Source organism: Novosphingobium sp. BL-S-33, from assembly GCF_056857025.1.
In genome coordinates this window covers 2,168,533-2,191,718 of sequence record NZ_CM166474.1, presented here as the reverse complement: position 1 = coordinate 2,191,718, position 23,186 = coordinate 2,168,533, and the positions used below count along the sequence as shown (strand labels likewise).

General features: G+C 66.3%; 15 protein-coding genes. 8 read left to right on the top strand and 7 right to left on the bottom strand.

Annotated features, from left to right (window positions below; translation table 11 throughout):
- Positions 1-76: 76 nt before the first annotated feature.
- Positions 77-3,313 (bottom strand): CHASE domain-containing protein, encoded by a 3,237-nt coding sequence (locus AC1VVM_RS10230; protein ID WP_482954993.1) that lies wholly within the window; start codon positions 3,311-3,313, stop codon positions 77-79.
- Positions 3,314-3,492: 179 nt separating this feature from the next.
- Here AC1VVM_RS10230 and AC1VVM_RS10225 point away from each other — a divergent pair, with 179 nt between their 5' ends.
- Positions 3,493-3,834: an Hpt domain-containing protein gene (locus tag AC1VVM_RS10225; RefSeq protein WP_482903857.1), complete on the top strand. Its 342-nt coding sequence runs from the start codon at positions 3,493-3,495 to the stop codon at positions 3,832-3,834.
- A gap of 5 nt (positions 3,835-3,839) precedes the next feature.
- On the opposite strand, the gene AC1VVM_RS10220 is transcribed toward AC1VVM_RS10225, so the two are convergent.
- A complete protein-coding gene (locus AC1VVM_RS10220; RefSeq protein WP_482954992.1) occupies positions 3,840-4,697 on the bottom strand; it encodes a response regulator in 858 nt (285 codons plus the stop codon).
- Between AC1VVM_RS10220 and AC1VVM_RS10215 the strand changes: the two genes are divergently transcribed.
- The 5 genes from AC1VVM_RS10215 to AC1VVM_RS10195 all read left to right on the top strand — a co-directional run bounded on the left by AC1VVM_RS10215 (position 4,623) and on the right by AC1VVM_RS10195 (position 14,389).
- Positions 4,623-5,597, top strand: a complete 975-nt coding sequence (locus tag AC1VVM_RS10215; protein ID WP_482903855.1) for a hypothetical protein — start codon at positions 4,623-4,625, stop codon at positions 5,595-5,597. The genes AC1VVM_RS10220 and AC1VVM_RS10215 overlap by 75 nt on opposite strands.
- A 13-nt stretch (positions 5,598-5,610) precedes the next feature.
- A complete protein-coding gene (locus tag AC1VVM_RS10210) occupies positions 5,611-6,093 on the top strand; it encodes a hypothetical protein (RefSeq protein ID WP_482903854.1) in 483 nt (160 codons plus the stop codon).
- 74 nt (positions 6,094-6,167) lie between these two features.
- Positions 6,168-7,217, top strand: a complete 1,050-nt coding sequence (locus tag AC1VVM_RS10205; protein ID WP_482903853.1) for a hypothetical protein — start codon at positions 6,168-6,170, stop codon at positions 7,215-7,217.
- Between the two features lie 18 nt (positions 7,218-7,235).
- Positions 7,236-12,320, top strand: a complete 5,085-nt coding sequence (locus tag AC1VVM_RS10200; protein ID WP_482954991.1) for a hypothetical protein — start codon at positions 7,236-7,238, stop codon at positions 12,318-12,320.
- On the top strand, positions 12,317-14,389 hold the full coding sequence (locus tag AC1VVM_RS10195) for a proprotein convertase P-domain-containing protein (RefSeq protein ID WP_482954990.1): 2,073 nt from the start codon (positions 12,317-12,319) through the stop codon (positions 14,387-14,389). Before AC1VVM_RS10200 ends, AC1VVM_RS10195 begins: the two co-directional genes overlap by 4 nt.
- Positions 14,390-14,449: 60 nt before the next feature.
- Here the strand turns inward: AC1VVM_RS10195 and AC1VVM_RS10190 are convergent, their stop codons facing one another.
- Together AC1VVM_RS10190 and AC1VVM_RS10185 are read right to left on the bottom strand one after the other, a co-directional pair.
- Positions 14,450-15,856: a sugar porter family MFS transporter gene (locus AC1VVM_RS10190; RefSeq protein WP_482903850.1), complete on the bottom strand. Its 1,407-nt coding sequence runs from the start codon at positions 15,854-15,856 to the stop codon at positions 14,450-14,452.
- A gap of 79 nt (positions 15,857-15,935) precedes the next feature.
- The gene (locus tag AC1VVM_RS10185) at positions 15,936-17,009 is read right to left on the bottom strand and encodes a LacI family DNA-binding transcriptional regulator (protein ID WP_482903849.1); all 1,074 of its coding nucleotides are present in this window, start codon (positions 17,007-17,009) and stop codon (positions 15,936-15,938) included.
- Between the two features lie 368 nt (positions 17,010-17,377).
- Here AC1VVM_RS10185 and AC1VVM_RS10180 point away from each other — a divergent pair, with 368 nt between their 5' ends.
- Positions 17,378-18,259 carry an aldose 1-epimerase gene (locus AC1VVM_RS10180; RefSeq protein ID WP_482954989.1) on the top strand — a complete coding sequence of 294 codons (882 nt, stop codon included), beginning with the start codon at positions 17,378-17,380 and terminating at the stop codon, positions 18,257-18,259.
- Positions 18,260-18,313: 54 nt separating this feature from the next.
- Here AC1VVM_RS10180 and AC1VVM_RS10175 read toward each other — a convergent pair whose 3' ends face one another.
- Positions 18,314-19,180 carry an SDR family NAD(P)-dependent oxidoreductase gene (locus AC1VVM_RS10175; protein WP_482903847.1) on the bottom strand — a complete coding sequence of 289 codons (867 nt, stop codon included), beginning with the start codon at positions 19,178-19,180 and terminating at the stop codon, positions 18,314-18,316.
- Positions 19,181-19,409: 229 nt separating this feature from the next.
- Here AC1VVM_RS10175 and AC1VVM_RS10170 point away from each other — a divergent pair, with 229 nt between their 5' ends.
- Complete coding sequence (locus tag AC1VVM_RS10170; protein ID WP_482954988.1) at positions 19,410-21,047, top strand: DUF5597 domain-containing protein; 1,638 nt, start codon at positions 19,410-19,412, stop codon at positions 21,045-21,047.
- A gap of 28 nt (positions 21,048-21,075) precedes the next feature.
- Here the strand turns inward: AC1VVM_RS10170 and AC1VVM_RS10165 are convergent, their stop codons facing one another.
- Together AC1VVM_RS10165 and AC1VVM_RS10160 are read right to left on the bottom strand one after the other, a co-directional pair.
- On the bottom strand, positions 21,076-21,783 hold the full coding sequence (locus AC1VVM_RS10165; protein WP_482956340.1) for a UTRA domain-containing protein: 708 nt from the start codon (positions 21,781-21,783) through the stop codon (positions 21,076-21,078).
- The gene (locus AC1VVM_RS10160) at positions 21,774-23,153 is read right to left on the bottom strand and encodes a formimidoylglutamate deiminase (RefSeq protein WP_482954987.1); all 1,380 of its coding nucleotides are present in this window, start codon (positions 23,151-23,153) and stop codon (positions 21,774-21,776) included. The genes AC1VVM_RS10165 and AC1VVM_RS10160 overlap by 10 nt, the downstream gene beginning before the upstream one ends.
- Positions 23,154-23,186 lie beyond the last annotated feature (33 nt).

The following is a 23,186-nucleotide window of genomic DNA, read 5'->3' as shown; positions in this document are numbered from 1 at the left end:
AGCGAACGGCAAACTAGGGCAAAACTTCGCGAACGATTAGCGCGATCAGTCGGCACGCAGCCATGACCGGGGTTCATCAATGCGTGCGGCGCAGCACCTCGCCCGCGAACTCACGCAGCATGGCGGCCAGCGCCTCAAGCCGCAGCGGCTTGGTGAGATGCGCCTGCATCCCGGCGTCGAGCGCGGCCACGGTATCCTCTGGGAAGGCATTGGCGGACAGCCCGACGATGGGCAGTTCGCTTGCACTCACACCCGCCTCGCGCAATGTCCGCGTGGCATCGTGCCCGCCCATGCGCGGCATCTGGATATCCATGAAGACCAGCGCATAAGGCTCGTTCGCAGCGCGCGCCGCCATCACCCGGTTGACGGCTTCCTCGCCGTCTTCCGCGAACTCGTATGGCACACCGAGCCGGTCGAGCATGGCCCCGGCGACCATGCGGTTGACCTGATTGTCCTCGGCCACCAGCACCCGGCCGGCCAGTTCCAGCGGCTCATCCCCGCCCTCACCCGGCCCGCCCTCGTTCGCGTCGAGCGCCAGTTGCAGCGGCAGGCGCAGGCCGAATGTCGAACCCTCGCCCGGCAGGCTTTCGACCGTGACAGTGCCCCCCATCAGCGCCGCCAGCCGCGCGCAGATCGCGAGGCCAAGGCCGGTACCGCCGAAGCGTTCGTGGATGGTGGAATCGGCCTGCGTGAACCCGTCGAAGATGCGCTGCTGGCGGTCCGAGGCGATGCCGATGCCGGTGTCGCTGACGGCCACAACCAGCCGCCGCGCACCGCTCTCACGCTCGACCCGCGCAGCCAGCGTGACTTTGCCGCTCTCGGTGAACTTGATCGCATTGCTCATCAGGTTGTCGAGGATCTGGCGCAGGCGCAGCTTGTCCCCCCGGATCCACTGCGGCACTGCCGGATCGAGCGCGAGATCGAGCGTAATCTGCTTGTCCGCGGCGGCCTGCCGGAACAGTGCAATCGACCCGGCCAGCAGATAACGCACATCGAAATTGCGCTCGACCAGTTCGAGCCGCCCCGCATCGATCTTCGAAAGATCGAGGATGTCGTTGAGAAGGCTCATCATGTTGCGCCCGGAATCGAGGATGACCTCGACCTGATGGTGCTGTTCGGGCGGCAGTTCGGCGCGGTGAAGCAGTTCGGCGAAACCCAGCACGGCGTTCATCGGCGTGCGGATGTCGTGGCTCATGTTGGCAAGGAACGCGCTTTTCGCATCGGCGGCGGCACAGGCCTCGTCTCGGGTGCGCAGCAGTTCGTTGCGCAGTTCGGCCTCTTCTGTGCGGTCCGCCAGCACGCCGAACAGCCCCGCCGGACGGCCCCGCTCGTCAAGCTCGACGTTGGCCACCACCTCGACATGACGCAGCGCCCCGTCGGCGCGGTAGAGCCGCGCGGCGAAACGGCACGGGGTGCCATGCTCGCGCGCGGCGACAATCGCAGCGGAAACGATGGGCTGGTCATCGGGATAGTAGAATGTCAGCACTTCCGCTGGCGTGGGCACGACGCTGCCCTTCTCCACCCCGTGAATATGGTACAGTTCGTCCGACCACATGAGCGTGCCCGAGATGAAATCGAGCCGCCAGTGGCCGGCATGGACCGTCGCTTCGGCCAGCATCAGCAGGCGGTTGCTCTCGTTCAGTTCCTCAACCGCCAGCCGCCGCTGTTCGGCCACGCGGGCAACTTCGCCGGTGGCGCGCTCCACCTCGCGCGAGATCGTCCCCTCGCGCCGCACGAAATGGCCGAGCAGCATGCCCAGCAATACCGTGACCAACCCGCCGCCCAGCAGCACGCTGAGCGGCTCGTTCGACAGCGTGCGATCCTCGAACGGCGGCAGGCTGGACCATTGCAGTGTCCAGCAGCGCCCGAACACATCGACATTCTCGGTCCTGACGAACAGCGGCGTGCCGCTTATCTGTTCGGTGCCAACCGCATAGAGGCGATGCGCGGGATCGGCATGATCGCCATCGAACACTTCCAGCGCGAAGTCCTGCCCCTGCCGCGAGGTGAGCCCCGCGACGATGTCATCGAGCCCGATCGGCGCATAGACCCAACGGAAGCCGTTCTTCTCGCCGTCATGACCATGCGCCGCATTGCCGAGCGGCAGGATCAGCAGAAAGCCCGGCTGCGGCGGACGGTGCGGCAGCAGCGCGATCGGTGCGGTCATCGTCAGGCGGCCGCTTCGCCGCGCCTGTTCCAACCCCTCGCGCCGGTGCTGTTCGAAACCGAGATCAAGCCCGTAGATCATGCGGTTGTGTTCCATCGGGGCGACCAGCGTGACGATGAAATGCTCGGAGCGGCCCGGACCGAGGCGAATGTTCGGCGGGGACATGCCGCCCCGTGCGGAATTGGCGACAAGGCGCGCGATATCGCCCGACGCGGCCGCCTCGACCGTGCCGATACCGCGCATTCCGGGCAGATGGCGCTTGATCCCGGTGGCGGCGACATAGTCGGACCAGCCCTGCTCGCTCATCGCCGGGTTGACCGCAAGCACCCCGGCGGCACCGTCAAGCGCCTGCGAATAGATTTCGAAGCGGCGGTCCAGCGCGCGTTCGGTCTCTGTGGTCAGCGCGAAGAAACTGGCGTGCGCGCGCGAGAATTGCTGCTCGGCGCTGTGCTTCCACAAGGCGAACGTCACGCCGATGGAAAGCGCCAGGCATATCGCCACCGTGGCGGTCACCCCCCGCATCGGCCGCCCCCGCCAGCGCAGCGGCACCGGCGAACCCGGCGAGAACAGCAGCGTCGGCAGCACAACGACAACGCCGAGCACGTCGCCAAGGTACCATGTGCCCCAGTTGCGAAGCGCCAGTCCCGGATCGACGCGGCCAGCCAGCGCCAATGCCGAAACACCCGCACTCGCCGCGATCATGCAGGGCCCGAACACCACGAGTGTAAGGAAAGTGGCCGTGCGCCGCACATCGGTCAGTTCGACCCCGGCGGAAAAATGCCGCCGCACGCTTGCCGCGCCCACCGTAGCCTGCACGCTGGCGCCCAGGCCCAGTATCGCCCCCATGCCAAGCGCAAGCCCGAACGGAAGATGGCCCGGGGCCCCGTCCAGAGTATGCCACAGATTGACTGTCAGCGAGCCAAGCCAGACTCCCGGCCAGCAGCGCCGCCCCCAGACCAGCAACCCTGCCAGCGCCACACCCGAAGCAGGCCAGACCAGCGTCGCATAACCGGGCGGAACCGCGAGATCGAGGCCCGCCGCGCCAGCCAGCGCATAGGCTGCGGCAAGAACCGCCATCCGGGCGAGCACCACACCTGCGCCCACGGAATCGCCATGAGCCCTGTCGCGCGCAAAAAACCGAGCCATGCCCGTCATCACCGATCCTTAGCGCGATATCGTCCCGAACCATGCGCTTGCACTGCGGTTTTCCCCGGGTATCCTGCCGAAACCCGTCGACAGCAGGGCGCCGCGCGCCATGTTGTCGCCAACAAGACCGATCCGGCCAGCAAGACAAGCCGCCGGACAGCACGCAGCGGAGTTGGATCATGTTGCAGACCGCCGAGGCTCCGCTCATCGATGAAGAGGAACTGGCGCGCGCGATGGAGGCGCTGGGTGAGGAACGGCTGGTGCCGATCCTCCAGACCTTCGCGGCAACGGTGATGGACGAGGCATGGGAGATCGCCTCGGCCGTCTCCGGGCGCGAGCCCGAGCGGGCGCGGCGGCTGGCCCATGCGATCAAGGGCGCGGCTTGTAACCTTTGCGCCACCCGTCTGGCACGCGCGGCCGAAGTGCTGGAGACGCAGAACCTCGACGCCGATGCACTCGCGCTGCTTCTGGCAACTGCGCGCGAAACCGGCGACTGGATCGCCCGGCGCTATCCAGACTAGACCGCTCAGGCCGCTTCGTCCGCCCCCTGTCGCAAGGCCAGCAGCGCCTGCGAACGGTTGTGTACGCCCAGCGCCCTGTAGATCGCCGAGAGGTGGGACTTGATGGTCGGTTCGGTGAGGCCAAGGCTGTAGGCGATCAGCTTGTTGGACTTGCCCTGCGCCAGCTCCGACATGACGCGAAGCTGCGCCGGAGACAGCTTGCTCGCCAGACCTTCGCCCTGCTCCTCACGCGGAGGGAACCAGGTTCCGCCTTCAAGGATCACGGCGATCGCCGATTTCATCTCCGCAAGCGGCGCAGTCTTGTTGAGGAACCCCCGCGCGCCCAGCGTCGCCGCCTTGGCGGGAAGGTCGGCAGCGGCATTGCCGCTCACCACCAGCACCGGCATCCGTGGCGCGATCGCCTGAACCGCGGCAAGGTTGGCCAGCCCCTGGCAATCCTTGAGCGCAAGGTCCAGCAGCAAAGCGTCGAAGCTTTCGGCAGCAAGCAAATCCCGAATTCCGGCAAGCGTTTCCGCTGTCGAAACCAGCATGGAATTGTCAACTGCGTGAACAGCCGAGGTTAACGCCGATACGCAGATCGGGTGGTCGTCGGCAATGATCAGACGTCGAATCAAGAAGCCCCCCAAGTGTTCGTCAATCGCGCAACTGCCCCGTCTAGCGCGAGAATCTGCCACTAAATCCACACTTACATCCAAAAGTATGTTCGATCCAGCAACGATTGCATACCTTGGTATGAACCCATGAGAATGGAAAGGTTTCGCTAACCAGACGAGTTCACCTCGAATGGCATGACTTACGCGCAAACCCGTATTGCAACCAGCACCGCCGTCCTGGCGACCCTGCTCGCGTCCCAGCAGGCGCATGCCGCCAATGTGGCCGCGGGAACGCTGATCCAGAACACCGCCTCGGCCAGTTTCACCACCGGAACCGCCACCCGCACAGTGGATTCGAACACGGTGACAGTGAAGGTGGACGAACTGCTGGACGTAACGCTGGTTACCAAGGACAGCGCGCCGGTTTCGATCTCCACCGGCAGCGCGGTCCTGACTTATCAGCTGACCAATACCGGCAACGGACCGGAAGCCTTCAACCTTACCGCGAACCCGACCGTTTCCGGCAACCAGTTCACCGCCACGGTCACCTCGATCGCCTATGACAGCAACGGCAACGGCGTTTATGACGCGGGGGTCGATACCGTGCTCCCTTCGGGCACGGCGACGCCTTCGGTCGATCAGGACAAGTCGCTCACGCTCTTCGTGATCGTTACCGGTCCAAGCGGCATGACCGACGCGCAGACCAGCAAGGTGAACCTTGCGGCCAGCGCCGTTACCGGCAGCGGCACGCCGGGCACCACTTATGCCGGCAAGGGTCAGGGCGGGGGCGATGCCGTGGTCGGTGCCTCCGGCGCCAGTGCCAATGCCAACGGACCGCTAATCGCGAGCGTCGCCACGGTCGGCCTCGTGAAGTCCGCGACCATTGCCGATCCCTTCGGCGGCACTCAGCCGGTTCCCGGCGCGACGGTGACCTACAAGCTGGTCGCAACCATCGGCGGCAGCGGCTCCATCAGCGGCCTGCGCCTGACCGACGCAATCCCGACCGGCACGACTTACACTGCCGGCACGCTCAAGCTGGACACCACAACGCTCAGCGATGCGGCCGATGCGGACGCGGGCAAGGCCTCTGCCAGCGGCATCGACGTGCTGGTGGGCACGGCCGCTGCGGGCTCCACGCATACCGTCACGTTCAACGTCACCATCCAGTAAAGGTCGCCCAGCGATGAACCGCAATATCCCTGCCCGCCTGATTTCCTCAGCAGCAGCTGCCGCTCTCGGCATTGCCTTTGCCGGAGCCGCCTCGGCGGCCGAGCCCGTCTCACTCAAGGGCGATGTGCAGGTGGAGAAGGTCGTGACCGAAAACGGCGCGGCCAAGACCGTTCTGGCCCCACCGACCACGGTCGTTCCGGGCGACAGGCTGCTGTTCACCACGCGCTACAGCAACGATGGCGACAAGCCGGTCGACAATTTCGTCGTCACCAATCCCCTGCCCGCGCCGGTGCGCCTTGCCGCCGATGAGGGCGGCTACGACGTCTCGGTCGACGGCGGAAAGACCTTCGGCAAGCTGGCCGCGCTGACCGTCGCCGATGCGGCAGGCACGCGCCGCGCAGCACAGCTTGAGGACGTTACGCATATCCGCTGGACGCTGGCGCACCTCGCGCCTCGCGCGGCGGGCGCCCTGGAGTATCACGCCGTGGTCCGCTGACCCGGCAAGAGATTTCCGCCACGGGCCGCGGGCGGGGGTAGGCGCGGCTCACCCTACTTGAAGGAACTTCGTTCATGACACGCACCAGCACGCTGCTGGGTGCGGTGAGCTCGCTTGCGCTCGTCGCGCTTGGCTCCAGCCCCGCCTTCGCCACGGGGACCACGGCCGGCTCCACTATCCAGAATACCGTGACGGTCGGCTATCAGGTCGGCGGGGTCTCCCAGACCTCCAAGTCCGCGTCGGACACGTTCACGGTCGACCGCAAGGTCAACGTCACCGTCACCGAAGTCGGCAGTTCGGCCACGGTCGTCTCGCCGGGTCAGCTTCAGGCGGTCTCGACATTCAAGGTCACCAACCTGTCGAACGACACGCTCGATTTCGCACTGACTGCCGCGCAGCAATCGGGCGGCAGCGCGGCCTGGGGCGGCACCGACAACTTCGACGGTTCCAACGTCAAGATCTACGTCGACAGCAATGGCGACGGCGTGTTCACCTCCGCCGATACGCAAGTCACCTATCTGGACGAACTGGCGGCCGATGGCGCCAAGACGATCTTCGTGGTGATGGACATCCCCTCCACGCAAGTGACCGGCGATATCGCCACCGTCGTCCTCACCGCCACCGCGCGCGCGGGCGGCACGTCGGGATCGATGGGTGCGGCGCTCACCACCAGCGCGACCAACACCACCGGTGTCGATACCGTGCTGGCAGACGCCGCGGGCGCGACCGACGCAGCCAATGACGGCGCGTTCTCCGCCAAGGACGATTACAAGGTCAGCGCCGCCGCGCTTACGGTCCTCAAGACCAGCCGCGTGGTCAGCGATCCGGTCAGCGGGACCACCAATCCCAAGGCCATTCCGGGCGCGACGATCGAGTATTGCATCTCCATCGCCAATGCGACCGGCAGCGCCACGGCCACCAACATCTCGGTGAACGACCCGCTGCCCACGAACGTGACCTACGTCACCAGTTCGATCCTGCTCAACGGCACCGTCAGCGGCAGCACCTGCAACGCGGACGGCACTTCGGGCGGCACATTCGCAAGCAATACCGTGACCGGCACGCTCTCCGACATCGCGGCGGGCGTGACCCGCACGCTCATCTTCCGCGCCACGATCAACTGACGGCTGCTGGCGGGCCGGGTGCGATACTGGACGAACTTCAAGCAGGCAGCAGCGTCCTTCGGGGCGCTGTTGTCGCTTGCCTGCGTCCAGCCGGCCGAAGCCGGCACCATTTCCAATATCGCCGATGCCGCATGGTCGCAGGACGGCGGTGCCCGCACGATCCGCTCCAACGAAGTCAGCTTTGATGTCGTGCAGACCATTGCGACGATCCAGACCTTTCGCCCGGTCTCGTCCTCCTCGCTGTCGACGCCCCTGGCCGCATCCACTTGCGGCGGCACCGAACTCTCCGCCACGGCGCGCACGACAACGAGCGCCACGCTGACCGCCATCGCCAGCGCCAAGACCTTCCATATCGGCGAGGATCTGGTGATCCGGATCGAAGCGGCCAGCGCCAATCTCGATGCCTCGGCCATCGATACCATTACCGTCACCCTCACCACCTCGCAGGGGGACGCGGAAGAGATCACGATCTACGAAACCGGCGCCAATACCGGCGTCTTCGCAGGATCCATCCCCACCACCGCAATCCCGCCCGCCCCCAAGGCCAACGACTGCCGCCTTAGCGTCGCCAACAACGATACGATCACCATCGCCTACAACTCCGCCACCACGCACAAGACCATCGCCAGCACCGTGGTCGCCGTGCTGGCCGATCCCTACGGCATGGTGTTCGACAGCGAGAGCGGCAGCGCCGTCAGCGGTGCGCGGATCACGCTCATCAATGCCGACACCGGCCTTCCCACCCAGGTCTACGCCGATGACGGCGTCACGTCGTGGCCCTCGACCGTGGTGTCGGGCGAGCCAGTGACGGATGGCGCGGGCAATACTTATGCCTTCGCGGCGGGCGAGTACCGCTTCCCGCTGGCCCCGCTCGGCCGCTACCGGCTGGAGATCGAGCCGCCCGAGGGCTACTCCGCGCCCTCCACCGTTGCGCGCTCGGCGCTGGCGAAGTTTACCCGGCCGGACGGCAATACGATGGTGATCGAGGACGCCTCTTTCGGGGGCGTGGTGACGCTCTCCTCGCCCGCGCCGGTGCGTGTCGACATCCCAGTGGACGGCAAGGAAAGTGCCGTCGCGCTGACCAAGACCGTCTCGCGCGCCAGCGCCAATCCCGGCGACGTGGTATTCTACACGGTAAGCGTGCGCAATTCGGACGCCGGACGCGCCAAGTCCGGGGTGGTGCTGGTCGATACCCCCTCGGAATGGCTGCGGCTGCGCAAGTCCTCAATCCGCGTCGACGGCGCCAGGCCGGAGGATCGTGCAGTGACCGTCGCCGCAGACGGCAGCCGCCTGACGATCAACCTCGCCGCGATCCCTGCCGGCGGCACCCGCACGGTCGTCTACGCCATGAGCGTGCGCGGCGATGCCCCGGCCGGGCAGGCACTCAACCTTGCCGAGACCACGGACCTGCGCGGCGATGTCGAAAAGGCCAGCGCCGTGGTGAAGATCGAGAAAGACACCATCGCATCGCGCATGACCGTGATCGGCCGCGTCAGCACCGGGGACTGCACCTTAACCTCGGGCCGGCAGGGCATTCCCGGCGTGCGCGTGATGCTGGAGGACGGCAGCTTTGCCATTACCGATGCCGATGGCCGTTTCCACTTCGAGGGCCTCGCCCCCGGCACCCATGTCGTGCAGGCAGAGCCCGATACGCTGCCCGCAGGTGGTCATTTCGTCGATTGCCGAAGCTCGGTGCGCAATGCGGGCAAGGCGAACTCGCTGTTCGCCATCGGTCAGGGCGGCAGCCTCGTCACCGCCGATTTCTATGCCGTGATTCCCGCGAGTGCCCTGCCCGCGCCCGTCGATACCAAGACTGCTGCGCCCACCGAGCCCACTCCAGACGGCGCACCCGTGCTCGACGATGCCAAGGCTGCAGGCGGCGGCGTCGACTGGCTGGCCATGGGTGACGGCCCCATCGATTTCCTGTTCCCCGCGCCCGATCACAACCCGCGCGCGCCTGCCATCCGCGTGGTGATCCGCCACAAGCCCGGCCAGAAGGTGGACCTCACCGCCGCCGGCAAGACGGTTCCCGCGCTCAGCTTCGATGGCGTGAAGAAGTCCGCCGATGGCCGCTATGCCGTCAGCATCTGGCGCGGCGTGCCGCTTGACGGGGAAGTGACGCACTTGGCCGCGACCGTGCGCAATGCCGATGGCTCGGTGGCGGCAGAACTCTCCCGTAACGTGCATTTCGCCGCCGCGCCCGCCCATGCACAGATCCTGCGCGAGCGTTCGCACCTTGTCGCCGATGGCCGCTCGCGCCCGGTGATCGCGCTGCGCCTGACCGACCGCAAGGGCAACCCGGTGCGCGCGGGCGTCTCCGGCGCGCTCTCGATCAACGCACCTTACGAAAGCGCCGCCGCCATCGAACGGATGCAGCAGCGGCAGCTCAGCGGTTCCGGCAGCACTTCGCCCACCTGGACGGTCGAGGGCGACGACGGTGTTGCCATGGTCGAGCTGGCGCCCACCATGGTCTCCGGCCCGCTGCACCTGACCTTCACTTTCGCAGACGGCGAAGTTTCCAGCACGCAGGATCTCGAAAGCTGGGTGGTTCCGGGCGACCAGAAATGGACGCTGGTGGGTCTTGCCGAAGGTTCAGTCGGTTCGCAGTCCATCGCCGACGCCATGCAGCAGAGCGGCACGTTCGACAGCGACCTTGGCAAGCACGCCCGCACCGCCTTCTATGCCAAGGGCCGCGTGCTGGGCAGCTTCCTTGTCACCGCCGCCTATGACAGCGCCAAGCAGCGTGACGATCAGGTGCTGCTGGGCACCATCGATCCCAAGGCCTATTACACCGTCTTTGCCGATGGCTCGACCCGCCGCTTCGACGCCGCCAGCCGCGACAAGCTCTACGTGCGCATCGAAAGCCGCACGTTCTACGCGATCTACGGCGATATCGACACGGGCTTCGACCAGACCCAGCTTGCCCGCTACGTCCGCACCGCCACCGGCACCAAGGCCGAGGGACGCCTCGGCGCGGTCCATGTGCAGGGCTTCGCCGCGAAGATCGAGACCAGCCACCGCCATGACGAGATTCAGGGCGCGGGCATTTCCGGGCCCTACAGCCTTTCGTCCAAGGCCATCGTCGCCAATAGCGAAACGGTGACGCTGGTCGTGCGCGACCGCTTCCGCTCCGAACTGGTGGTGGAGAGCACGCCGCTGACGCGGTACCTCGATTACGATGTCGATCTGATCTCGGGCACGATCACGTTCAAGTCGCCGGTGCTCAGCCGCGATTCCGACCTGAACCCGCGCTTCATCGTCATCGATTACGAAGTCGACAACAATCTGGACCATGGCCAGTGGAATGCGGGCCTGCGCGGCGACGTGACGCTGGCGAACGGCGCCTTGCGCCTCGGCGCCTCGGCCATCTCCGACCGCGATGGCGAAACCCATACCGAGATCGGCGCGGTCGATGCCCGCCTGCGCTTCGGCCCCCGGTCCGAACTGCGCGCAGAACTGGGCGCCAGCCGCGCGAACGAGCAGACGTCAGAGGCATGGCTGGTCGAAGTGGAGCACCACACCGGCAAGCTGGACATGCTGGCCTATGCCCGCTCGATCGATGCCGATTACGGCACCAACCAGCAGTCCATTGCCGAGCGCGGCCGCCGCAAGTTCGGCGTGGACGGGCGCTACACTTTTGCCGAGGGCCTCAGCCTCACCGCCAGCGCCTGGCACGACGAGAGCCTGACCGACGCCGCCCGCCGCGATGCCGTGAAGGCGCAAGTGAACTGGCGCAACGGCCAGACCGACTTGCGCGCGGGCGTGACCGAAGTGGCCGACCATCTGGCCGACGGTAGCGACGCCAATTCCACCGTCCTCGAATTCGGCGCGACCCGCCGCCTGCTGGGCAACCGGCTGGAACTCTCCGCCGATTCCAGCTTGCCGCTGGGCCGCACGGATTCGGTGGACTTGCCCACCCGTCACCGCCTTGGCCTGCGCTATGCGGTCACGCAGGATATTCGCGCCACTGCCAGTTACGAGATCGCGCTGGGCGATGCGATCAACGCGCGCACGCTGAAGGGCGGGTTCGAGACCGCTGCATGGACCAATGCGCGCGTTTCGGGCGGCATGGGCTTTCAGGACATCGGCGAATACGGCAACCGCGCCTTCGCCGCCTATGGCCTTGCCCAAAGCCTGCCGGTGACCAAGAGCCTGACGCTGGACGCCACCGTGGACGGCAACCGCACGGTGGGCGGCGTATCGGCTTCGAAGATCATCAACGAGTTCCAGCCCGTCACCAGCGGCGGCCAAATCAGCACCTCCGACGCGCTGCTGTTCGAGGATTTCACCGCCCTGACCTTCGGCGCGGCATGGCGGCATGACCGCTGGTCCGTAACCGGCCGCGCCGAATGGCGGGACGGCGAAGTGACCGACCGCAAGGGTCTGACCTTCGGCGCAATCCGCCAATTGGGCGAAGGCAGCGTGGTCGGCTCCGGCGTGACCTGGACGCATGCAAAGGCGGAAGACGGCACCGTGAGCGAAGTGACCGACGCCGCCATCTCGCTCGCCCACCGCCCGGCGGAATCGCCCTTCGCCGCACTCGCCAAGCTGGAATACCGCAGCGACCGTTCGGTCGTCGGCACCGACGGCAATTCGGACGCGGCCGGCAACAGCGCGCTTTCCGCCAGCGACAATGCGACGGCGCGTCGCCTGCTCGCCAGCCTGTCCACCAACTGGTCGCCGCTCGGTTTGGTTAACGCAAAGTTGGTTAATGGTGGGGTAGGGAAAAGCATGGTCCACCGCATGGAGCTGGGCCTGTTCGTGGGGGGGCGCTACAGCTTTGACCGTTACGAGGATTTCGATCTGGCCGGCTTCACCGCCGTCGCGGGCCTCGATCTGGGCGTCGGCATCGGCAACCGCATCGCGGTCGGCGGCACCGCCACGGTGCGCCGTGCCTTCTCCGAACACACCACCAGCTTCGCGCTCGGCCCGCAGATCAGCGTAGTGCCTACGCAGGACATGCTCTTGACCATCGGCTACAACGTCACCGGCTTCCGCGACCGCGACTATTCGGCCGCACGCAGCACCAACAAGGGCGTGTTCGCCACCCTGCGCGCCAAGTTCGACAAGAACAGCCTGGGCTTCCTGGGGCTGGGCCGATGACGGCGCGCCTGTTTGCCCTTTTCGCCGCATTGGCCGCGCTGCTGCTGGCCGGCACCGCACAGGCGCAAAGCGCCACGGCGGCATGGTCGAGCCTTGGCCTGTCGAACGGCGGATCGGTCGGCGCATCGACGACGATCACCGCCAGCGACGGCACCACGGTCAGCACCGCATGGAGCACAACTCAAAGCACGACGAATGGCAGTTCGATGTCGGTAGCGTCGGGCTACAACAACTACGTGGTCTACAACACGAGCGCCATCGGCAACGTCAGCCCCAACTTGCTGCTGAACTTCGATTCCACTCGCTACGATGCCGCCAACAAGATCACCCTGGACATCACGCTGAACCGCAGTGTGACCGGGCTCTCTTTCAGCCTAGCCGACGTCGACAAGGAATCCTCCAATCAGGACGCGGTGACGGTCTATTACGACACCGGCAACGGCACCTTCGTGAACGCCCTCGGCACCTCCTACTGGACGGACGGCAGCGCCGTCAGCACCAGTTCGGACGGCTGGTATGGCAATGCCGCCAGTTCCACATCGCAGACGCGCGGCAACATCGCCTTCGACTTCGGTACCCAGTCCGTGAAGCGCATTCGCATCGTCTACAACAGCTACGCCGTCTCCGGAAACAGCAACCCGAGCGCACAGTACATCGTGCTCTCCAACCTTGCCTTCAATGCCAAGGGCGCTGACCTTTCGCTGGCCAATACCCTGCTCACCAGCAGCCCGACTTCGGGCGGACTTGCAACGTTCCGCCTGACGGTAGCCAACGCCGCCACGTCCACGGACACCGCGACCAACGTGAAAGTCACTGACACGCTGCCGAATGGCTTCACCTATGTCTCCTCGAACGGCACCGGATCCTTTAACGCCACGACCGGCGTGTGGACGGTGGGATCGGTAGCGCCGGGCGCGAGCGTCACCATCGACATAACTGGCACCGTCAACGCCAGCGCTGGCGCCATTCTCACCAACACGGCGGAGATCACCGCCAGCGATCAGAACGATCCGGACTCCACCCCTGGCAACGGCGTCACCAGCGAGGACGACTATGCCAGCGCCACGCTCACCGTCACCGGCAGCCGCGTCGCCGGCACGCCGCCCACGCTTTCCTGCGCGGCGGGAACGGTGGTGTTCGACTGGAGCAACCGCGCGTGGACGGCGGGCAGCACCAGCAATTCCTATTCGTTCGAAACACTCGGCACGATCAGCTTCGCGCTCGCCAATCAGGGGACATGGCTGAGCAGTTCGACTTATGGCGGCCAGTCGCCGGTGCGGCAAAACGTCGTCAACGGCGGCCTCAACGACTATGCGCTGTTCGAGATGGTCAACATGCCGAACATCAGTGCCGAGGCGACGACCACAATCACCCTGCCCACGGCCCTCCCCGGCGCGCAGTTCAAGATCTTCGACGTCGACTATTATTCCGGCCAGTTTGCCGACAAAGTGACCGTGGAAGGCCGCTACAACGGCGCCACCGTCACCCCCACGCTGACCAACGGCGTCTCCAACTACGTGATCGGCAACAGCGCCTATGGCGACGGCCTCAGCGACGACGCCAGCGCGGACGGCACCGTCACCGCCACCTTCTCGCAGCCGATCGACACGATCATCGTGCGTTATGGCAACCACTCCATGGCGCCCAGCGATCCCGGCCAGCAGGCCATCGCCCTGCACGATATCACCTTCTGCCGCCCGAGTACGACGCTGGCCGTTTCCAAGACCAGTTCGGTCGTCAGCGATCCGGTGAGCGGGGCCAACAATCCCAAGGCGATCCCCGGCGCAACCGTGCGATACTGCATCCTCGTAGCCAACACCGGCAGCAGCGCGGCCACCAGCGTCGCGGCTTCGGATCCGATTCCGACGACGCTCACATATGTTGCGGGGAGCATCTATTCCGGCGGCGACTGTGCCAGCGCGAACACGGCGGAGGACGACAACGATACCGGCAGCGACGAAAGCGATCCCTACGGCGCGTCCTATGCCTCAGGCACCGTCAAGGCCAGCGCGCCCACATTGGCGGCGGGAACGAGCTTTGCGATCCGGTTCGACGCAACAGTGAACTGAAACGAAAACGGCGCCCCGTTACCGGGACGCCGTTCGCGATTTCCAGCGATGGCCGGGATATCAGCCCTTCATCGCTTCCAGTTCGATGCCCTTGGTCTCATGCACCGCACGCAGCACGAAGATCACCGAAAGCGCCGCACCCAGCGTGTAGAAGCCGTAAGTCACCGGCAGGCCGATGTTCGCGGCAAGCCAGGGGAAGCTGGAGCTGACCGCGAAGTTCGCCAGCCACTGCGCCGCACCGGCGACTGCCAGTGCCGAACCGCGCATCTGGTTGGGGAACATCTCGCCCAGCATGACCCACATGACCGGGCCCCAGCTCATGTTGAAGAACACGACGTAGACGTTCGCAGCAACGAGCGCGATCGTGCCCACGCCGCCCGGCAGCGCCAGCTTGCCGTCGACGATGCTCGCCTGTGCAAAGCACCAGACCAGCGTCGCCAGCGTCACCGTCATGCCGATCGAGCCCCACAGCAGCAGCGGCTTGCGGCCGATACGGTCAACCAGCGCAATCGAAAGCAGGCAGGCGAGGATCGAGAGCGCGCCCGAAAGGATGTTGATCTTGAGCGCATCCGCTTCGCTGAAGCCGACCGCCTGCCACAGCACCGCGCCGTAGTAGAACACCACGTTGATGCCGACGAGCTGCTGGAACACGGCAAGGCCGATGCCGACCCAGACGATCGGACGCCAGCCGCCGCCGGGCTTGCGAATGTCGGCAAGGCTGGGCGCGTGGTCGCTGGTGAGCGAGGCTTCGATCTCGCCCAGCTTCACGCGCGCGGCGTCGGCGCCGAAGAGCTTGCCCAGCACCGTCAGTGCCTCGGCGTTACGGCCCTTGGAAACGAGGAAGCGCGGGCTTTCGGGGATCAGCAGCAGCGTCACGAAGAACAGCAGCGCCGGCAGGGCCTGAACCCAGAACATCCAGCGCCAGGCCGGATAGCCGCCCCAGAAGATGCCGAGCGACGAGCCCGCCGCGCCGGCCAGCCAGTAGTTGGCAAGGAACGCGCCGGTCAGGCCCGAGATGATCATGACCTGCTGCGCGCTCGACAGACGGCCGCGAATGGCGGCCGGCGTGACTTCGCTGATGTAGGCGGGCGAAAGCACGCTCGCCGCGCCGACTGCCGCACCTGCAAAGAAACGGGCGATGGCAAGGATAATGGCCGAAGGCGCCGCGCCCGAGACCAGCGCGCTGATGAGGAACAGCAGTGCCGCCATCATCATCACCGTGCGGCGGCCGAACACGTCCGCGAAACGACCGGCGAGGAAGGCGCCGAGCGCACAACCGGGCAGCAGTGCGCTGACGGTCAGGCCCAGTTGCCCTTCAGTCAGTCCGAACGCATGGCGCAGGCCGTCCTGCGTGCCGTTGATCGCGCCCGAATCGTACCCGAACATGAAACCGCCGATGGTCGCCACCGCGACAATCAGGCCGATGAACCCCAGATTCGCCCCGGGACCCGTGGATTTACCAGTCATCTACTCACCTCTCCCCGGATTCTCCGGCCCGGACCCGCCCGGGATTGTTAGCGCTATCGAGCCGCTGTTGCGGCCTGTGTCAAGCCCGCTGGGGCGGACCGTCAGAATCCCTTGCGATCAGGCTGAAGGCGACGCTCTCATCGCTGGCCGCCTGTCTCTCCTCCGCTCCCCCGGCGATGGCCCCGGCGAGCAGTTGCGTCGCCATGCGGGCCATTTCGGCCACCGGCTGGCGCACCGTGGTCAGTTCGGGCCAGATGGTGGTGGCGATCGCGGTATCGTCGAAGCCGCAGATCGATACGTCGCGCGGCACGTCCAGCCCGCGCCGATGCGTGACGGCGACAGCGGCAGCGGCCATGTCGTCGTTGGCCGCAAAGATCGCCGTGGGCGGCACGGCAAGGTCAAGCAACGCTTCGCAGGACGCGAGGCCGGAGCGATAGGAATAGTCGCCCGCCGTCTCCAGCGCGGCCTCCATCGCGATCCCCGCTTCGGCCAGCGCGCGGCGATAGCCGGTCAGGCGGAGCTGGCTGGACGCCTGACGCGGATCGCCACCGATGAACCCGATCCGGCGATGGCCCAGCGCGATAAGCCGCGCGGTCATCGCCGCTGCCGCGCCTTCGTCATCCATGCAGACGGTATGCGCGCCCTCGGCCGGTCTGCCGGTCGCCACTTGCGCCACCGCCATGCCGACGCCCACGAGCGCGCCTACCAGTTGCGGATCGTCGCAAAGAGGCGGCGGCAGCAGGACCGCGTCGAGCCGGTGGCGGCGGAGCTGCCCCACCAGCGCCGCGGCATCCGCTTCGGCCTCGCACTGTTCAAGGATGATCTGGGCATCGTGCCGCGCCGCTTCGGCCAGCGCACCGACAAGAAATTCGCTCAGGTAGGAGGCGCTGGGGTTGGAATAGAGCAGCCCGATCCGGCACTGCCGTCCGCTGGCAAGGCTACGTGCCGCCGGGTTGGGCACATAGCCAAGATCGCGGATCACCTCGTCCACTTTCTCGCGGGTCGCCTGCGAAACGCGCGGGTCGCCGTTGACCACGCGCGAGACCGTCATCGGCGAGACACCCGCCTCGCGCGCGACTTGCGAGACAGTCACGCTCGCGCCCCCGCGCCGCGCGGTTCGGCGCGATTCGCCCGATACGTCGCCCTCGATCATTGCCCCATCACCCCACCATTGGCCTTATTGGCCTACCCCATCACATCCGCCTGCCTATCCTTCCCGGACGCCTCTTGGCAAGCCGCTCGGCAGAAGCCCGCGCACGCTTGTCAATCCTGATTGGTAGCGCTACCTATTTGTCCAGCCGACGAGAGTTCAATACCTGGCGTCGCACAATCGAAGTTACCCGTGGGAGTGGGCCTGAACATGTTTCTCGGCATCGATATCGGCACGTCCCCCATCCCCGAAGCATCATTTGTCTTCGATCGCCGGGCATGGCATCCAGTCCAACCGCACGCCCGAGCCGAAGCCGGGCCGTCAGGAATGACTGGAAAACCAAGTCAACGCATTCTGATGGAGACACGCTGATGATCGTGCTGGGGGCAGGCGACTACAGGCTGGAACTCGATCCCGCACGGGGCGGTTCGGTCACACGGTTCGACTGGCAGGGGAAGGCGCTGATGCGCCCCGCCAGTGGACCTTCGATTTTCGATGTCGCCAGCTTCCCGCTGGTGCCATTCTCCAACCGCATCGCCCACGGCCGTTTTCGCGCTGACAGCCGCGAGGTGGCACTGGCGCCCAACTTTCCGGGCTCCGACCACCCTCACCCGCTGCACGGCTTCGGCTGGCTCGCAGAGTGGGACGTGGTTGAGGCGTCGGATTTCCATGCCGTGCTTCAGCATGTCCACCCGGCAGGCGAATGGCCGTGGGAGTATGGTGCGCGGCAGGTCTTCCACCTTGACGAGTCCGGGCTGGTCATGGGTCTGTCGGTGACCAATCTCAGCGCCGAGCGGATGCCGGCCGGGCTTGGTTTCCATCCCTATTTCCCGCGCGACCATGCCACCCGCTATCGCGGCGCCCATCGGGGCGAGTGGCGCAACACGGCGGAATGCCTGCCACTGATGCTCGACACGCGCAGCGAGGCCCGTGACTGGTGGGAGGGCGAGCCCGTCGATGCCCGCGCGGTCGACACCGCCTATACCGAACGGGAGGGCCCGCTCACGATCGAATGGCCGCTGCGGGACCTTGCCCTCACGCTCGCGCCTTCGGACATCCTGGGAACCACGGTGGTCTTCAGCCCGGCCGGCGAGGATTATTTCTGCGTCGAACCCGTGAGCCATGCAACGGATGCGCACAACCGCGAGCCAGAGGAACTGGCATGGCTCGCTCCCGGCGAATCCACCCGCGCCAGCGTCGCCCTTTCCGCACGGGCACTGACACCGCCGCTGATCGAGCCGTTGACGACCTGATCCAATTCGTGGCCGGATGACGGTCAGCCACCCGGCCCATGGCAAGCGGTCCGATCAGCGGATTTCGGCGGGGTGGAAGTTCAGCGGCTCCACGCCGTGGAGTTCGGCGGCGGTCGGCGGCACGCGGCCGCCATCGGTCAGTCCGTACTTGCGCGCGATCTCCGCGCCCACCAGCGTACGGCCGCTCAGCGCGGCAAGATCCGGATCCCCGTAGAGCGCGTGAATCACGTGGCCGGTGAATTCCGGACTCTCGCAATGTCCTTCGAGATGGCCGTACTTCACCGGATCGGCGACCATGATCGCCTTCAGCCGGTCCGTCATCAGCGCGCCCATCCAGATCGAGAGCGCGGCAACCTTGCGGCCGGCGTGGCGGAAGTCTGACGCCATATCGAAGGCCATCTTGTCCATCCCCGCCTTGTGCGCGCCATAGGCGGGCCCGAGCGAATAGTGCGCCGCGCCCGACGCCGAGGTAAAGACGATCAGCCCGTGATTGCGCGCGCCCATGGCCTTTGCCGCATGCCAACTGGCGACATAGCCGCTACGCACGCCCACATTGATGAGATCGACAAGTTTCAGCGGCTTTTCCCAGAATTCGCCGGGCTGGGTCAGTTCGTCATGGATGGCGGCGGCATTGTTGACCAGCAGGTCGATCCGCCCCTCGTCCGCCAGCAGACGCTCGAACAGCGCGGCGACTTGCGCATCGTCGGAGTGGTCGCAGGCCACGGCAACGCCCCGTCCCCCGGCGGCGGTCACTGCCTCGGCGGTCTCGTAGATCGTGCCGGGCAGCGCGTTGCCGCCCGGTACCTGACTGCGCCCGGTGACATAGACCGTATAGCCGTGACTGCCGAGGGCCAGGGCGATCCCGCGCCCCGCGCCTCTGCTGGCGCCGGTCACCAGCGCGATGGGTGCCTGCTGCGTCATGCCTTCTCCCGTTTCGGGGACGGACTGCCTCCGTCCGTGTTGAACGGGTGTTTAGCAACCCCGTAGCAACAGGCAAAGTGAGTGCCATCAGGCATCCCTCGGGCGGTCGACCGCTCGTCAGCCGGTTGATCCGCAAAGCAATACTTGCAAGACGATGCGCAGGACCAATGCCAAGAGGCGCAGGCCAAGACCAAGAGGGGCAAATCGTTTGATGTCCAGGGGATTTTCGGTGGCTCATCGCCGAGTGCGTCATGTAACCGGATGGTCCTCGCTGGCGCTTGGCCTGACCGTGCTCGGCACGGTTCCTGCCGCTGCCGATACGCCGCTTCCCCGCATCGTCGCGCGGAATGGCCGCCATGCGCTGGAAGTGGACGGCAAGCCGTTCCTCGTGCTCGGCGCGCAGGCCAACAACAGCTCGAACTATCCCGAGATGTTGCCCACCGTCTGGCCCGTACTCGACGCGATGCACGCCAACACGCTGGAAATGCCCGTCGCCTGGGAGCAGATCGAGCCCGAGGAAGGCAAGTTCGACTTTTCGTGGCCCGACACCCTCGTCCGCGAGGCGCGCGCGCATGACAAGCGGCTGGTGATCCTGTGGTTCGGCACATGGAAGAACACCGGCGCCAGCTATGCGCCCCAGTGGGTCAAGTCCGCGCCCGATCGCTTCGCGCGAATGCGCAAGGCGGACGGCACGCCGCACATGGTCCTGAGTCCGCACGATCCCGACACGCTCAAGGCCGACGCCCGCGCCTTTGCCGCGCTGATGGCGCATGTGAAAGCGATCGACCCGGACCACACCGTCGTCATGGTGCAAGTCGAAAACGAAGTCGGCAGCTACGGCCTTGCCCGCGATCATGCGCCCGAAGCCGAAGTGCAGTTCCGGGGACCGGTTCCCGCCGCTCTCGCCCGCACCGTGGGCAGGAACGGAACGTGGGAGCAGGTCTTCGGCCTCCACGCCGAGCAGGCCTTCAGCACATGGGCTTTCGCCGGTTACATCGACAAGGTCGCCGCCGCCGGTCAGGCGCAGCTTGACCTGCCGATGTACGTGAACGCCTCGCTCGGCTCGGCCGACAGCGACAAGCCGGGCGAGACCGGCCCCTACGGCGGCCCGAGCTGGAACATGATCGCCGTATGGAAAGCCGCCGCCCCGCACATCGCCGCGCTTGCGCCCGATATCTACAACCGCGACAAGGCTTTCGTCGCCAAGATCCTCGACCGATATGGACGGGCGGACAACCCGCTCCTCGTGCCCGAGATCGGCAATTCGCCCGACCATGCGCGCTTCCTCTGGCCCGTACTGGGGCACGGCGGGATCGGCTTCGCGCCGTTCGGCATGGATAGCTCAGGCTATTCGAACTATCCGCTCGGCGCCCGGCCCGATGAGGACGCGGAGGCCGTGACCGCGTTTGGCGCCGCTTATGGCCTGCTGGCGCCGATGGCGTCGGACTGGGCTCGGATCTCCCTGGAGAACCAGACATGGGGCACGGCCAAAGCGGCGGACGCCGCGGACCAGTCGACCGTCATGGGCACGTGGAAAGTCACTGTCCAATACGCACGCTGGGCCTTCGGCGCGAATGGCAGCGACGGCACGGCCCACCCGCTCAAGGACAAGCCGGTTGGCGGCGCGACAGTGGCGCAGCTCGGCCCCGACACGTTCCTGCTGATGGGCCAGCACGTGCGCATCCGGCTCGACGATGCCACCGCCGACCCGCGCCGTCCGGCCGAAATCCTCTCTGCCGAGGAAGGGCATTTCGAGAACGGACGCTGGATCATGAAGCGCCGCTGGAACGGCGACCAGATCGACTACGGCTTCAACATCGGCCCGGAACCGGTCATGCTGAAAGTGACCATGGGGCACTATCACTAATCATTGGGCACTAATCATTAGGCGCTAATCAGCGGCTTCCCGCCGAGGGGCCGAAATGGGCGTTGAGTTCGTAAGCCCCGGCAAGGAAAAGCTGGCGGACATAAGTGATCGGCTCGGCCCCGCGCCATGTGCGGCGTTCGATGCAGAGGCACGGCGCGCCGGCAGAAACGGCCAGCGCCTTGGCCTCTGCGCCCGTCGCGGCGGCGGCGGTGATGCGGGCATCCGCCTCGGTCCATGGTACATGTTCCAGCAACCAGCCGCCCGGAGACGAGAACTCGGCCTCGACAATCTCGGGCACGGCGGCGGCGTTCACGAAGCGGTTTTCCCACGCCATCGGCGCGTCGTCCGCGAAATGAATGCCCGAAAGCTCCAGCAGTAGCACCTCGCCATCGACATCCCACTTCACCGCCGCATCGAACGCGCGCAGCAGCTTGCGGCGCGAGAGCGCAAAGCGATAGGCCTGCCCGCGCGCGGCGACTTCGGCGCCAAGGTCGGGAATGTCCATCGCCATCGAATGCACGCGCGGCCGGGCGACGAACGTGCCCGCCTTACGCCGCCGCTCGACCAGCCCGGCAGCGGACAGCGCGGAGAGTGCCTTGTTCACCGTCATCCGCGCGCAGCCGTAGAGTTCCATCAGGTCCTGCTCGGTCGGCAGGCGTTCGCCGGGCGCAAGCGTGCCGGAGAGGATGCGGCTCTCGAAATCGTGGCGGATACGTTCGGAAAGGGTCATGCGCAGAGTCGGTCCAGAGTCATCCGATAGCGTCGGACGATCCCGTCGCGTGCGTGGTGGCGGCCAGAGCTAACCACCTGCTTGCCGAAGCGCCAGACGCAATCGATGCCCGATCGCCCGGACGCAAAGACCAGCCCGTCGAGCAGGCGACCCTCACCCCGCGCGCAGAGCGAGGGATGGTCGAGATCGAGCGAAACCGCGTCGAACGCGCAGCCCACTTTCAGCCCGGCCTCGACGCCCAAAGCCTGTGCACCGCCCTTGAGCGATGCCTGCCAGATCGCCTCGCCGGTCGAAGCCGTCTGCGCGTCGGCCAGCAGGTTGCGTTTGCGCGTGAACAGTCGCTGGCCGTATTCGAGCAGGCGCATTTCCTCGGTCGCGTCGATCAGCACGTTGGAATCGCTGCCGAGCCCATAAGCGCCGCCCGCCGCCAGCCAGTCCGCCATCGGGAACAGGCCGTCTCCCAGATTGGCCTCGGTGATCGGGCAGAGCCCCGCCACCGCGCCGCTGAGGGCAAGCCGCGTGGTTTCCTCGCGCGTCATGTGCGTGGCGTGGACCATGCACCAGCGGCGATCCACTTCCGCGTGATCGAGCAACCATTCGACCGGACGCTGACCGCTCCATGCCAGGCAGTCCTCCACCTCGCGCATCTGTTCGGCGATGTGGATATGGACCGGCCCCTCGCCTGCCATCGTTTCGAGACGCAGCAATTCATCCGGGCACACCGCGCGCAGGCTGTGCGGCGCAAGGCCGACCACCGCCTCGTCCAGCCCGGACACCGCCGCGCGGGCGCCCTCCAGCAGGCGCGCGAAACCGTCCAGATCGTGAATGAACCGCCGCTGCCCATGGTTGGGCGCCACCGCACCGAAGCCGGAATGGGCGTAGAATACCGGCAGCAGCGTCAGCCCGATGCCGGTTTCCGCCGCCGCCTCGGCAACCGCAGCGCACATGCGCGCGGGATCGGCATAAGCGCGCCCGTCGGCATCGTGATGGAGGTAATGAAACTCGCCGAGGCGCGTGAAGCCGCCTTCCAGCATCTCCATGGCCGCCAGCGCCGCCACTGCGTGGAGGTCCTCCGGCGTCATGCGGTCGAGGAACCGGTACATGACTTCACGCCATGTCCAGAAGCTGTCGTCGCTATTGCCGCGCTGCTCGGCCAGCCCCGCCATGCCGCGCTGGAAGGCGTGGCTGTGGAGGTTAGGAATGCCCGGAACCACGCAGGCGTGGCGCTCGTCGCCCGCTTCCGGCTGGGCACCCGACTCGATCCGCGCGATCCGCCCATCCGCGACCGTAAAGCGCACATCCCGAGCCCAACCGGACTCGCACAAGGCACGCCCCGCATGGATCGTAAAGGACTGACGCGGCTGGGCTTGAGACATCGGGCACTCCCTTGGATTTCTTTTTGTCTATAC

Bases quoted from the DNA above. Each gene is read 5' to 3' on its own strand.
- AC1VVM_RS10205 (WP_482903853.1), top strand. From the start codon at position 6,168: ATGACACGCACCAGCACGCTGCTGGGTGCGGTGAGCTCGCTTGCGCTC.
- AC1VVM_RS10210 (WP_482903854.1), top strand. From the start codon at position 5,611: ATGAACCGCAATATCCCTGCCCGCCTGATTTCCTCAGCAGCAGCTGCC.
- AC1VVM_RS10230 (WP_482954993.1), bottom strand. From the start codon at position 3,313: ATGGCTCGGTTTTTTGCGCGCGACAGGGCTCATGGCGATTCCGTGGGC.
- AC1VVM_RS10185 (WP_482903849.1), bottom strand. From the start codon at position 17,009: ATGATCGAGGGCGACGTATCGGGCGAATCGCGCCGAACCGCGCGGCGC.
- AC1VVM_RS10220 (WP_482954992.1), bottom strand. From the start codon at position 4,697: ATGCGCCTGCTGGGACGCGAGCAGGGTCGCCAGGACGGCGGTGCTGGT.
- AC1VVM_RS10225 (WP_482903857.1), top strand. From the start codon at position 3,493: ATGTTGCAGACCGCCGAGGCTCCGCTCATCGATGAAGAGGAACTGGCG.
- AC1VVM_RS10195 (WP_482954990.1), top strand. From the start codon at position 12,317: ATGACGGCGCGCCTGTTTGCCCTTTTCGCCGCATTGGCCGCGCTGCTG.
- AC1VVM_RS10190 (WP_482903850.1), bottom strand. From the start codon at position 15,856: ATGACTGGTAAATCCACGGGTCCCGGGGCGAATCTGGGGTTCATCGGC.
- AC1VVM_RS10180 (WP_482954989.1), top strand. From the start codon at position 17,378: ATGATCGTGCTGGGGGCAGGCGACTACAGGCTGGAACTCGATCCCGCA.
- AC1VVM_RS10175 (WP_482903847.1), bottom strand. From the start codon at position 19,180: ATGACGCAGCAGGCACCCATCGCGCTGGTGACCGGCGCCAGCAGAGGC.
- AC1VVM_RS10160 (WP_482954987.1), bottom strand. From the start codon at position 23,153: ATGTCTCAAGCCCAGCCGCGTCAGTCCTTTACGATCCATGCGGGGCGT.
- AC1VVM_RS10215 (WP_482903855.1), top strand. From the start codon at position 4,623: ATGACTTACGCGCAAACCCGTATTGCAACCAGCACCGCCGTCCTGGCG.